Origin of the sequence: Bacteroides sp. OM05-10AA (assembly GCF_003439055.1) — a bacterium.
Lineage (GTDB): Bacteria > Bacteroidota > Bacteroidia > Bacteroidales > Bacteroidaceae > Bacteroides > Bacteroides intestinigallinarum.
In genome coordinates this window covers 109,434-124,054 of the sequence record NZ_QSUR01000012.1, presented here as the reverse complement: position 1 = coordinate 124,054, position 14,621 = coordinate 109,434, and the positions used below count along the sequence as shown (strand labels likewise).

Below are 14,621 nucleotides of genomic sequence, written 5' to 3'. Positions count from 1 at the left end.
TGGGGATTAATATTTCACCACAGAGGACACGGAGGACACATAAATTATCATTTAGCGATTCTTCATCAGTCGGCGATCACCTTTAAAGAGAACTTTTTCCTTTTCGTCCGGGTCAGTATCTTTGTACTGTTTTTGAGTGTCCTGAAGTAGCTCCATCAGCTCTTTTTGTACTTTAGCATACTCCGGTTTGCCGAAGACGTTGTTCATCTCTCTCGGATCAGCTTTCATGTCATACATTTCCCATTCGTCAATATCGTTGTAGAAATGAATCAGTTTGAAATCTTGTGTACGGATACCATAGTGACGTTTTACAGAGTGTTCTGCAGGGTACTCGTAATAATGGTAATAAGCAGCTTTACGCCAGTCGGCCGGGGTTTTGCCTTCGTTGACCAATATCGGTTTCAAAGAAGCTCCTTGAATATCTGACGGGATATCTACTCCGGCAAAGTCGAGGAAGGTAGGAGCAAAGTCTACATTCATGCTGATTGCATTACTGGTACTTCCTGCTTTGATTGCTTTCGGGTAACGGATGATAAGAGGCATGCGCTGACATTCTTCATACATGAAGCGTTTGTCAAACCAGCCATGTTCGCCAAGGAAGAAACCCTGGTCGGAGGTGTAGACAATGATTGTATTGTCCAGTTCACCAATCTTTTCGAGATAATTCAGTAGTCGGCCGATATTTTCGTCTACTGCCAGAACCGTAGCCAGATAATCGCGCATATATTGTTGATATTTCCAGCTGATTAAAGATTTGCCTTTCAAGTCACCTTTGCGGTATTCGGCAATGCGCCCGGCGTATACAGAATCCCATTTATCCTGAACTTCAATAGGCATACGTTTATATACACTATAAAGACGGTTGGTTGTATCTTTCAGCATCTCTTCACGAGTCATCAATTTGAGATCCCAGTCGTTTGTCAACGTGTGCTCGATAGACATATCCTGCTTGCGAGCAGCTCTTCCACGACCTTCGTAGTCGTCGAACAGATTAGCCGGTTCCGGGAAAGTTGTATTATTAAATATGCCTAAATGACGGGGAGCGGGCATCCAGTTACGGTGTGGGGCTTTCTGGTGATACATCATGCAGAACGGTTTGTTCTTGTCCCGTCCTTCAAGGAATTTAATTGCTTTGTCGGTAATAATATCCGTAGCATATCCTTTTTCTACGATATGTTTTCCGTCTTCCCAGAAATCAGGATCGTAATAGTCACCTTGCTCATGTTGGCCGCTAAGGATACTCCAATGGTCGAAACCTTGCGGTTCGCTGATGAGGTGCCATTTGCCGATCATGGCAGTCTGGTATCCGGCTTGCTGAAGGAGTTTGGGGAATGTCTGCTGATCGCCGTTGAATGTACTTGCATTATCGGTAAAACCATTCTCGTGACTGAACTTGCCGGTGAGGATGCAAGCGCGTGAAGGTCCCGAAAGAGCATTGACAGCGTAACAATTATCAAAGCGAATACCTTCATTGGCAATCCGATCCATATTAGGAGTTTGGATCAGATTTCCTCCATAACAGGACATTGCTTGAGTGGTGTGATCATCCGTCATCATGAAGATGATGTTTGGCTGTCTGACTTCTTCTTTCTTTTGGCTGTTGCAAGAAACGAGGCTTAGTGCTGCCAATGGGAGGAGTAGGGTAGAGGAGGTGTAATAGTTTTCCATAATGATAAGAAGCCTCTCCCAAGAAAAGGGGCAGGGAGAGGCTTTGAGGCTTTTTATAGTTTGTATTTTAATGACTGTTTCTTTCCGTTTACTTTCACTTCTACTTCCAGACCGTTTTCATCGAACGCTTTGTTCTTGAATTTAGCGTCAAATTTAGGGGCATCTGCGCTTTTCTTAACCGGGTAGATAACAGTGATGTAACGTACAGCTTCTTCACCGTCTTTTCTCACGTTGAATGATACATTCATACGTTTGTAGCGTTTGCGATAAGCTGTTGAGCACCATCCTGGTTCTTTCTTCATGCTCATTCCGGCAGGGCCGAAACATTGCAGTTTCATGTTGCTTCCATCCTCAAACTGTGTCAGGAACGTCATGTCTTCGCGGCTGTTGGCGATTTCTCCTTTCGGCATTTGATAGTGAAGATTGATAGAACCTTTACCGCTACCTGCCATTTCATCTACAATGACAAAGTAAGTGTTATCAACGAAGAAAACAGAACGACGGTGTTTCAGATTCTTATAACTCGGATTTTCGGTCACTAAAGTCTGGATAGCACCTTCTGGTTGCCATAACTTAGTAACAGATTCTGTTGTATCGAGATTCTTGTTGTCCAGGGTTACTGTGTTGTGAACACAAGTCTGACGATGCCAGTTGCGTTGTTCCATTACTTCGCCTTCACCGGCGTATACATACGAACCAGAATCCGGGAACAAATTCTTGCCGTTGAACCAAAGTTCAAATGTACCATTATCCGGCTGACAGTGCCAGAATGCTTTCGGACCTGCCTTTACTACCATTTGGGTAGCATCCATTCCCCATGAATTACGGAATACAAAGAAGCCTGATTTCAGGAAACCTTTAGACATATAATCCGGCAATGCGCCTTCTTTTCCTTCTGTGGCAAAGTATTTGATTGCCTGGTTCTTCGGGAACAGTTTGCTCCATGACTTGTAGTTGTTCACCATTTCTTTCTTGGTTGTCAACTTGGCGTCGCTGAAACATGGATTGGTGTAATCAGGGAAAGAAATGTTTGCATAGAACATAATCATGTTTTCAATGGTATCCAAATAATCTTGAGGGAATTCCTTACGGAATCCATTAGCATCTGCGATACCTAAGGCTTTACAGAAAATGTTAATAGCTGCCAGATGATAATGTGGGTCAAGTTCGAACTGTCCGCCATCTTCGTATACCTGTACGTGAATTTCACGGTTCAGAATGTCGATGCCACTTTTTCTCCAAGCCGGAGCCTCTTTGAATTCAGGGAAAAAGGCACCTGCATAAATCATGCGTTGAGCTTCAAACAGTAAATGGTTGCCTTGATCCGAGTAATTAGCAAGGATATGTACAGCATGTTTGTAATAGTTCACCAGGAATTCTGTCAGGAAGTCCGGAGTGAAAGAAGGTGAGGGAAGAAATAACTGGAATTGCGAAGTCTGGTCTTGCAGACGATTACTCACTTCCAGAGGACGCCATGCAAAACGTACGTTTTCTACTTCGCCTTTGATTTTTCCATCACTTACCAGCTCATATTCTTTCTTGTCCATCTTCACCAACGGATTCTTTTTAATCCAGTCGATATACTGGTGTGCCCATTCCTTAGCATATTTTTCATCACCAGATATACGGTAAGCTTTACCCATTGGAGTGAACCATTTGTGACGGTGCAACTGCCAGCGGAGCTCATTATCTTTTACCGGCCAGTATTGCCAGTTGATATCTTCTCCATAATTGTAAGAAGGTTGATAACCTTTATGTACGAAGAATGTATGTTTCAATCCGTCATCCGCCCATTGCTGTTCTTCTTTGCTGATAGTCACCTTGTTCAGATTGATATCCGGAGTTTTTACGTTGGTACGTGCACGGTAATAGTCCAGTAATGCTTTGGCAGCATCCTCATCTTTACCCTCCTGATGCAAAGCTTTTACTTTCTCCAGTCCCGGATAGTCCAGGTTAAGAAGAGAAAAGACTTCGCTTTTCAGTTCTTGGGCATAACCCTTGCTTACGAAACATGCGATTGCAAGCAGAACGATGTATTTTAAAGTTTTATTCATGATATAATAGGTGTTATAATTTTATGTATTAGATATCTTTGTAGTTGATACCTTTCAGATCCATGAATCTCTTCAATGCTTCCAGATAATAGTAGTCAGCATAGTTCAGCGGAGTGTCGATTTCAGAACCATTGGGCAGTGAACCTACGGAATGCATCAAAATGAATCCTTGATTGTCACCCACTTTTGCAAGATATGCATCACTTGACAGACTTTTCAGAATCTTTTCCGCATAATCCAGATATTTCTGTCCATCGGGAACCATTGTGCTTAGTTCGATCATTGCAGAAGCAGTGACAGAAGCAGCAGATACATCGCGTGGAGTTTCTTTGGTTACAGGAGCATCATAATCCCAATAAGGAATAGCGTCGTCTGTTTTTACGCGATCCATAATCATATCAGCTATGTCCTTTGCAAAGTTCAGGAAGATACTATCATTTGTTTCGCGGAAACAAGCGGTATATCCGTACACAGCCCATGCCTGTCCGCGTGCCCATGAAGAATCATCGTTCTTGCCTTGGTGGGTTTGTTTTCGTTCTACTGTACCATCGCTGTTATAGCTTACTACATGCCAGCAAGTATAATCCGGGCGGAAGTGATTATGCATCGTTGTCATGGCATGTTTGATAGCGATGTCTTTATATCTATTGTCGCCTGTTGCTTTTGCTACATTGAACAGAAGATCAAGGTTCATCATATTGTCGATGATAACCGGGAAGTTCCATGTTCCGAAATCCCATGAACGGATAGCACCGATAGAATCATTGAAACGACCGCAGAGGTTATCGGCAGTTTCTCTCATCACAGCAGCGATGGTATCGTTAGGTGAGAGACGTTCTGCATTGCCGTAGCTACAGTTGACCATAAATCCCAAATCATGTGTACCTTTATAATAGCGTACCGGATTCAGAAGATTGGTATATTCGATTGCTTGAGTTTTCAGTGTATCGTTTCCTGTCAGTTCGTATGCATACCATAATGAACCGGGGAAGAAACCGCTCGTCCAGTCATAAACGTTGCAGAGGCGACGTTTGCCTAATTGCTCGGCAGTAGGTTGTGCACGTAGGGAATCTTTAAATGTTAATGAATCTCTTTCCAACTGACGGCAAAGGAAATCCATGTCATAGCCGGTACGGATGGAACGTGGCAACATCCCTGTACCACTAACCTCTTCAGCAGAAAGTTGTAATTGGGCAGAAGCTACATCCAGTCCTTTTTTTATCCAACTGTAGTCTTCCTTTGGGGTTGTCTGGCACGACGCGAGTGCAATACTAACCGAAGCAAAGAGAACAAGTTTCTTTTTCATGTTATTCATTTTAAGTGATTGTTTTTAGAAGTTTTGTAACTGATGCAAAAGTAGGCGAAAGACCTAATTTTGTGTTACAGGATTGTCGAAAAGGCGTTTAAATAGAGCTTTTCAAGTTTTGATTTTGTTGAAAAAGGTTTTAAATATCTCCAATATGCTTGATTGGGGCATATTGGAGAATACTTTATTTAAATTACCACTTAGGATTTTGATTGAATAAAATACATAAGTCCATATCTCGTTGTGGAATAGGGAATAACTCATGTTTGCCATTAACTGTATATGTTGCCACAGAATAATTAGGAGAGCCAGCACTTTCCCACCAATAACCTAATTCTTTTGCGGTCTCTTGTATAGTATTATAATAAATACCCCAACGAACTAAGTCCATACGTCGATGACCTTCGAATGATAATTCATAACTACGTTCTTTACGAACTGCTTCACGGAATCCTTTTTCATCAAGCCCTTCTGTTAAATCACATGTACTTGTATTGCTCGGGTTACCATAACCACGACGACGTACTGCATTAATAGCATTGTATGCATCGGTTGTAGGACCATGTTTCCATTCATTCAATGCTTCAGCATATAGCAACAATACATCAGCATACCGTAAGAAGTACCAATTTACATTTGATTTATCATTGTTAATGAAACTGTTGGTTGTTACATATTTCTCAATATCCCATTTGGCCGGGGTATAATTCTGTTTGTTTTTTTGTGCTTTTGTCGGATCTGCATCTTTTGCAGCTGCACTTTCTTCCGTGTCACTAGCACTGGCTGCCCAAAGAGTTTTCTTTGTGTCAGTATATTGGTAGTTGGCTACGGATAAATCACGACGAATATCAGCTACATTCTCTCTCCAGTCAAGCACAAATGTATGAACTACCTTTACGTTAGCAGCACAACTTCCACGAACACCAGCAATTGCAGTAGTTTTTACCCCATTCCATTTACCGATACGTCCTACTGGATCACTATTACCAGATACGGTTGGTGAGTAAAACGAAATTTCAATTAAACTTTCAGTAGGATCCCAAACCCCATTACAAGTATTTTTCCATAATTGCTCATAATCTGTTAGTAGTCCATGCTTTCCAGATTCGATTAGGATACGTGCAGTTTTGGCTGCAGCCTCCCATTTGGATGTATTTTTCACAGGATCTCCTGCCCAAGTAGCATAGACTTTAGTAAGTAATCCTAATGCGGCTCCTTTTGAAAAACGGTATTCATTACTTTCACGATATTGGTCATCAATTGCATATGGTAATATATCAGATGCATATAACAAATCATCTTCAATGTACTCATATACTTTTTCTGGAGCTGATTGTACATATGTTGCTGGATCCTGATTAGACATTTCTGTACTGGTCATCAAAACTACATTCCCAAATCGTCTTACTAACTCAAAATAAAACATAGCTCTTAATGCTCTGGCCTCTGCAATGTATATGGTGGCCAGTTTCTTATCAGTGCTAGTATAGGATTCAATTTTGTTAGAAATACGTTCTAAAAAATCATTAGCCCTGTAAATACCTGCATAAAGTGCAGCCCATGTTTGCTGTACTTCTGACTGTGTTGTAGGGAATGAGTTTGTAGGAATTATACGAAAGTTCTCATTTCCACTTCCTTCTACCTGTGAGATGTCTGTTCCTAAATTGAATAGTATGGATAAATGATAACCATACATAGCATCCTCAATAGTTGTACGGTATACGCCAAGTAATACATCCTTTGCTTCATCCGCATTGTTCATATAGTTTTTCTTCTCTACTTCAGTTCTGGTTTCTTCTTCCAATGAACAAGAAAAAGGAAGTAAACACATTACTGATATGGCTATATAGTATATTATCTTTTTCATATTATATTTTTTGTGGATTAGAATTGAAGATCAATGCCAAATGTAAATACTCTACTTTTCGGGTAGGCACCCCAGTCTAGTCCTGGAGTCATAGGATTGCTGCTTGCACTATTAACTTCCGGATCATAACCGCTGTATCCGCTTATGCAGAACAAATTCTGACCTGTTGCGTATATGCGAAGCTTAGATGCATGGAATTTACGAGTCCATTTGTGTGGCAGTGTATATCCTAAAGTTATATTTTTTAAGCGTAGGAATGAGCCATCCTCTATAAAACGGGAATATACATCATTTACAATATATCCATCCTGTGAAGGAACTTTATTTGATGCATTTGTCGGGCTCCAACGATCAGCAACTTCAGCCAACATATTTCTACGACCACTTCTGGATTGTGTAGCATACAAACGGGTAGCATTATATATGTCATTTCCATAATTGAACTGGAACATGAAACTGAAGTCTATACCTTTGTAATTAAATGTATTTGTAATACCACCATACCATTTAGGCATAGCATTACCAATAACGGTACGGTCATTAGTAGTAATAATGCCGTCGCCATCCTGATCTTTATATTTCACAACACCTGGCTTAACAGTACCATATCGTGCATTATTCGTGATTCCTTCTTTCAGAATCAACTGATTATCAGGAGTTGTATAAAAATCAGAACTTTGATAAATACCGTCAAATTCATATCCGTAAATAAGACCAAGTGACTGTCCGACTGTGGCAATATAGTCATATGCAGTAAAGTTACTATCGAATCCGGAGCGTGCATACATCGACTCTACTCCTGAAGCTAATCCCTTCAACGTATTTTTGATAAATGAAATGTTGAAGTTGGTCTGCCAAGTAAAGTTACGTGTCTGGATATTAGTAGAGTTAAGACTTAACTCAATTCCTTTATTCTGGATTTTACCAATATTTTGCATTTGTGAATCGAATCCAGTGACATGTGCTAATGACTGTGCTAATAGTAGATCTTTTGTATCTTTGATAAAGAAATCAGCTGTAACATTTAATCTGTTGTCAAAGAATCCTAAATCGACTCCTAGGTTAACACTGCTTGCACCTTCCCATTTTAAATTAGCATTTTTCAATTGTTTGGGAGTCAGGACAGTAACCGTGTTGTTACCAATCCCATATTTGTTTGCTTCATATAAATCCATGGAAAGGTAATTGGAAATACGGTCATTTCCTACGATACCCCAACCTAGACGGACTTTAAAATTTGATACCCATTCAACATCTTTCATGAAAGCTTCTTCCGAAACACGCCATGCGGCTGAAAATGATGGGAAGAATCCCCACTTATTTTTATTAGAGAATACAGTTGAACCATCGGCACGTACTGTAGCTGTAAATAAATACCGATTATCATAGTTGTAGTTTCCACGTGCAAAGAATGATAGAAGCGTTTTTTCGCTGTAACTACTTTCAACTCTACTCGGAGTAGCTCCCAGTCCCAGATAGTCATTGCCTAAATTGTCAAAAGGGAAATCCATTGCTTCACCTAGTAAATATTCTGTGCTTTTAAAAGAAACTTCATGACCTAGCATAATGTCATAGTTGTGCTTTTTTACTTTCTGTTTCCAAGTAAGGTTGTTGGAGTTTGTCCATCGCACGTCACGACCCATTTGTGTGCGTCCATAAGGTTTTTGACCGTTACGGTATGCTTCTTTTGAACCATCTTTGTAGAATATGTCTGTGCGATTATTGGTTGTATTGTAGGTTCCTGAAGTCTTGAATGTCAGTCCTTTAATAATTTGCCATGTTGCCGAAGCATTTCCTGACCACATTTCTGCACGTTTGTTATTTGTTACTGACTCGGTTTGCTTAACTGGGTTCACTTGAGCTAAACTTTCACCAGATTCGAGCATCTCAGGGTCAATGGCTGAAGCAAGGAGTTCTTCGTCTGTCAGTTTTAGTCCACCGGTGGGACGGGCACTTAAAATTTGTGCGAGCATATTGAAGCGTCCAGAATCACCGGATGTACCTACACCTTCACGGTTTGTTAATGCATAGTTGACAGTAAAATTAAAAGAAAGACTTTTATTTAATTTCTGATCAAGACGGAATTTACCTGTTGTTTTATTAAAACCACTATTTTTGAAAATACCATTTTCAATATAGCGTGAGAATGATGCATTATATTTAGTATCTTCCGTACCTCCCATGATTGATAAACTATGATCTTGTGACCACGTCGGATTGAATGTTTCATCTTGCCAGTTTACACCGTTTACACCAATATAGTCATCTAGAGATTGATAACGATAAGGGTTTCCATCATCATCATTTCCTGTTTTAAAGTAACTGTCGGAGTATTTAGAGTTTACCTCTCCTTGTAATTTAACGAATTCATATGGAGACAGGACATCTAATTTCTTTGATATTTTACGATAACTAGCTGAACCATTATAGTTAATAATAGGTTTCCCTACTTTTCCAGATTTAGTGCTAATCAATACGACTCCATTTGCTGCACGTGCACCATAAATAGCTGAAGAAGATGCATCTTTCAGAATTTCAATAGATTCAATGTCAGAATTAGACAGATAGTCAATATCATCTACTTCAAAGCCATCGACAATATAGAGTGGAGATGAATCTCCCGTCAGAGTTCCGACACCACGGATATTAATACTGAAACCTGCACCTGGAGTACCATCTGTTGATGTGATTTGCACACCTGCGATTTGTCCTCCTAATGCGCCTGCCACTGAACTGGTTTTAAATCCTTCTACATCTTTGGCTGCTATAGAAGCTACGGAACCAGTCAAGTCACTGCGTTTCATTGTGCCATAGCCAACTACAACTACTTCATCCAGAGTTTGGTTGTCAGGAACCATTTTAATGTTGACGGTAGGTTGGCCGGTAAATTTGATTTCCTGTGTTTTGTATCCAATATATGAGAATGTAATAACAGCACCTTTATTGGCTTTAATTGTATAATTACCATCAAAGTCAGTTATACTTCCTGTTGAAGTTCCTTTTACTTGTACAGTAGCTCCGATGAGAGGAGTATCTGTTTCGTCTACAATAACACCTTTTAAAGTAGCATTTTGGGCATATAGGCTGATCGTTAGGATCAGTGTCAAGAGGGTGAACCACCCTCTTATGCTAATTGATTTTATAAAATTTATATTGTACATAACGATTATTTTTGCATGTATTTATTAGAATTTAGTATCAAACCAGATAAACATAGGAGAAACTCGTGCTCCATTAGTAGCTCCTTGAGGATCTTCTCCTTTGACGCTGTAAGTCATCTGACCAATCATTGCTCCATTAGCATTGCCATCTTTTGTACGCCACATGTTAGGATTAATATGTACCTTAAAGTCGGTCTGATCTATGTATCCTAATGGTTTGCTCAAATCTGCTATATTCTCGAAATATGAGACTGGCTGTCTGGATACACCTGCCGATATGCTATATGAATTCCATAATGTAGATAAGAAATTGTCAACACCTTGTTCTAATTGACCACTTATGTGTGAATCAGGACCTGCTATGTTATAGTAGAAGAAATCGCGTCTATAGTCTAATCTGAAGGTTAATTTGTCTACACCGCTTCCTAAACTTGGAGCTTCAGATACGCCACCTTTCATCGGATTAACTTGGAAGACAAATGGAGTATATTCTAATTGTACATTATTATCTGATACAATAGAGAAATGAAAGAATACTGGTTGACTCACAGAAACTGCAGTTTTTCCCTCTCCAGCTGTAGCTGTAACTATAACCATACCACATTGTCCGGCTTTTAAACCTGTGATAGTGATTTGTCCGGTAGTGGCATCAATAGTAGCATTTGTATTTTTGGGGTTATGTTTCAATTCTACTTCCCATTTTAATGATTCTAATCCACCCGATGCATCTGTTGAGACTGGTGTAGGCTTCACTGTGTTGAGTTTAGCACCAGCTGCAATTCTAAATTGATCAGCATAGTTTTCTATTGGCTGTAAGTTTAGATTGTTTCCATAACGGAAGAAGGTGAAATAATTCGGATTTTCTATAATCTTCAATGTAAATGTCGCAATTTCTGAACCTTTCGTATTTGTTGCCATCACTTGAATAGTATACTGTCCAACAGGAATAGTATTACCTCTTTTTATAGTGATGTTGCCATCCAGATCAAGATTTAATTGTCCTTGAAGTTCAGTTGCGAGGTCTATGAACTCATATTTCACTTCATCACCTTTGAAGTTGTCATTCTTCTGAATATCAATTTCTACAGCTTGAACTTCTTCTACATTAGTATATCCGAAATTGGCAATCGGCTCTATAAATTCGACTGCATTTAATGTGAGTACATTTTCAAATACAACCCCTTCTGTAGAGTATTCGTTTATAACTTTGACACTGATTTCGTATTTTTCTCCATCTTTGAAACCATGATGCGCAGCCACAGACAATACTCCAGTTGTTGGATCTATAGTAATTTTGTCTGTACTTGGGCTTATTGAGCTGATGCTGTAAACCAACCCTTCTGTAGAACCCTTCAGTACCGGTGGGTTGCTCTGGAAAGTTGTTTCCGGACTAAGCTCTCCCTCTTCTTCTATTTTACCTTCATTGGGAGTATATGTTAGAGACAGGGGCCTGGAAGTGATATTAATTTCCAATGCATTTTCAAAAATACCCATTTCAGGATCTTCTCCAGTCGCTGCTGTTGTTAATTTAAATGATAAGATGTATTTGCCAGGTTGGATATTCTGGTTACCTTTGATTATTGATATTTCGCCGGTTTCCGAAACTGTAAAATAAGTATCTGGGTCTTCTATTATAGTTTCATTCCATACAACGGAAGCAATTGTGTAGTTTGTAATGGAAATATGATTGCCTTCCGTTGTTATTTGTGAGGTCGGTAATTCTTGACTGCTTTCTGTATCAATAATATCTGCATATTCTACCTGAAGTTTTTCAGGAATGGCTTTGATGCCATCTGGCACAGGTTTCATCATATTGATTTCTACAATATCTGCATATTCGTATCTGTTACCATTAGAATAGCAAGAGATAGATAATTTGTACAAGCCTACTGGAGTATTACCTGTACTATTTAATGTAATTTTTCCTGTTTCTGAATCAATGGTAAAGATATTGCCAGAAAAGGCTTCTCCATCAAGTGTTATTTTGGTAATACTAAAATCGTATGGAGTACTACCTTTGTAAGTCGGACTACTGATAATTCCTGTCATGGAAGGTCCGATATCAGTCATGCCTGTGTAGTAAATAGTAAACTTCGTGAAGTCAGTGGTTTCCGTATCAGTACAAGAACTATTGACTACTGTCAATATGATTACTATGAGTGTTCCTAGTAATCTTGAAGTAATGTTTAGTAATTTAGATCTCATATTTTAAGAGTTATTAGTTTATAAGGTATATGATAATGGGTATATAGTTCCTCCTACATTTACTTCTATAGATACGCTATTTTCACTATATCCATTATCTGTGAAATGAGCAGATATGTTATTTATATCAGTGCTTTTTTTAACTGGTATGATAACTGTGATATAACGTGCTGTTTCATTAGATTCTTTATTCATATCTATAGTATATGATTGCCGGTCATTAAAGTTACCGTCAACAAGATATGCTATGCGTCCTGTAAAAGGTGAACAGGTTATCTCCTTATTGGCAAAAGTGCGTACAATGATATTATTGTCATTGCTAAATGCTGTGTGAACGCCGTTTTCTTCCTTGTCCATAACTACCTCGGTACTACTACCTTCGCAAAGATTAAAACTTAGATTTACAGTACCTTCAGCACTCCCAATACCTTCGTCTACCAGTACGAAAAATTCTTTATTTACATAAAATACAGCACGACGGTGTTTTAAGTTGTCATATCCTTGATTCTCAAATACAACAAGTTCTGTTGCACCTTCTTCAGATTTTAAAAGTTTGCCCTCGGCCTTTTTTATGTTTTGCTTCCCTAATGATAATGTATTATGCTTGTCAATACCGCGAAACCAATAACGTAGTGTGTTGTCGCCACCAGTACTGTAATAGGTGCATACTCCTGAATCGGGGAAAAAATTACGCCCATTGTGATAAAGTTCAAATGTTCCATTATCAGGTTGATTATGGCTGTATGCACTGATAGAATTGGAGGCGTCATTACTTTTATTATTACTTAAAATCATGACAGTAGAGCCATATGTCCAGCCGTTACGTAATATGTAATATCCTGCCTGGTCAAATAATTTCATATCGTTATTAGGCGTATGTCCTTGGGGAGTACCGCCGTTACCTGCAGTTTGCATGTATTTAAGTTCCTCACTGTCAGGGAACATTTCTACATATTGTTTGAAATTTGTATTTTTAAGTACATTACGTGTTCGGCTCCATGAATCATTAAACATGGGGACTACATTATCAGAGCCTTTGCTAAAATAGTTGGGATAAGTGAAATGCATTACTACTTCAGCTGCTTTGCGAAGCGGTTCTGTAAAATTACTAGGCAACTTACTGGAAAGTTGGTTTGCCTCTGCTAATTTCATAGCCTCATAGAAATCTGCTACAATACCTATATGATAATGAAGAGACATTTCTTTATGCCATCCATCACTCATTATCTGATTTTGCACTTCTTCACTAAGTATTTGGTAACCAGTTCCCATCCATTTTTCAGCATTTTTGAATTCCGGCATTAGTGTTCCAGCAGTTGCCAGTGCATTAGCTTGTGATATCAGAATATTACCTCCTGATTCATAAGGATAATCAACAAGAAAGTCCGCTTGTTCTGCAAACTCTACTAAAAAAGTAGTAAGCCATTCTGGTGTGAAATTAATAGAGTTTTTGAAATATTCCAGTAATTGTACTTGATCATTGATACGAGTTGCTACTTGCAATTGCCACCAAGACGTTGTGTTTGTACCGCTTTCCGGTTTAGGATTTTGGTTTATCCAATTATTATATACCTCAATCCATGATTGAATGTATTTTTCATTTCCGCTAATTCGATAGGCTTTAGCCTGTGGAATAAACCATTGATGGCGATGGAGCTGTTTCTGATACTCATCAGAGGCGCCTTCTGGAGAAAATGTCCAATTAATCGTTCCATCTTTCTTTAAAGAATATGGTTTCAATGTTTCTTGATCTTCATAGAAATTGTTTACATGAAAGCGATAGTCCTCCAATGCATAATCCGCTTTTGCTTGATCTGCTTCCGAGATTGTTACATTAATTAAGGACAAATTGGGATTAGTAACATTGGTTCTTGTTCTGTAGTATTCCAATAAAGCATTGGCCGCGTAATAATATTCCCCTGTTTCATAGAATTCTTTCACTTTTTCTAATCCGGGATAATTAAGGTTGATAATGTCGAATACGTTGGTATTTACAACATCATTGGGCTTAGAATCGGGGAGTAGATCTATATCTACATTTCCTCCGGTTAATAGATCGTCGTCATCGTCTGCGCATCCTGTAAAAGCGAAAAGCGCACATAAACAAATAAAGAAGATGTTCTTCATACTTTATTAGGTTTTTAATTATTAAAAGTATATTTTACTGTTTGCAAAAATAGATTATTAAATTATAGAAACTGGCTTAGCTTGTTCACACTTTGTTCAAAAATGATTTTTTTGATATTAAATTTGTTGAATCATATATTATTTCTGTCTAAAAAGCCTGTTACGGATCTGATAGCAGGCTTTTTATGTATCATAATGTAATCTAATCTACCAATGTTTACAAGGTTGGTTTT

At 38.8% G+C, this 14,621-nt stretch carries 7 protein-coding genes; all 7 read right to left on the bottom strand.

The features are described from left to right. Positions 1-51 precede the first annotated feature (51 nt). A complete protein-coding gene (locus DXB58_RS11670; protein ID WP_158571565.1) occupies positions 52-1,668 on the bottom strand; it encodes a sulfatase in 1,617 nt (538 codons plus the stop codon). Positions 1,669-1,721: 53 nt separating this feature from the next. After that, positions 1,722-3,722, bottom strand: a complete 2,001-nt coding sequence (gene hepC / locus DXB58_RS11665; protein WP_122136817.1) for a heparin-sulfate lyase HepC — start codon at positions 3,720-3,722, stop codon at positions 1,722-1,724. 28 nt (positions 3,723-3,750) lie between these two features. Continuing rightward, positions 3,751-5,037 carry a DUF4995 domain-containing protein gene (locus DXB58_RS11660; protein WP_004325347.1) on the bottom strand — a complete coding sequence of 429 codons (1,287 nt, stop codon included), beginning with the start codon at positions 5,035-5,037 and terminating at the stop codon, positions 3,751-3,753. A gap of 184 nt (positions 5,038-5,221) precedes the next feature. Continuing rightward, complete coding sequence (locus tag DXB58_RS11655; RefSeq protein WP_122136816.1) at positions 5,222-6,895, bottom strand: RagB/SusD family nutrient uptake outer membrane protein; 1,674 nt, start codon at positions 6,893-6,895, stop codon at positions 5,222-5,224. A gap of 17 nt (positions 6,896-6,912) precedes the next feature. Next, a complete protein-coding gene (locus DXB58_RS11650; protein WP_122136815.1) occupies positions 6,913-10,056 on the bottom strand; it encodes a TonB-dependent receptor in 3,144 nt (1,047 codons plus the stop codon). Between the two features lie 24 nt (positions 10,057-10,080). Then, on the bottom strand, positions 10,081-12,261 hold the full coding sequence (locus DXB58_RS11645; RefSeq protein WP_122136814.1) for a surface glycan-binding family protein: 2,181 nt from the start codon (positions 12,259-12,261) through the stop codon (positions 10,081-10,083). Positions 12,262-12,279: 18 nt separating this feature from the next. After that, positions 12,280-14,388 (bottom strand): heparin-sulfate lyase HepC, encoded by a 2,109-nt coding sequence (gene hepC / locus DXB58_RS11640; protein ID WP_122136813.1) that lies wholly within the window; start codon positions 14,386-14,388, stop codon positions 12,280-12,282. Positions 14,389-14,621 lie beyond the last annotated feature (233 nt).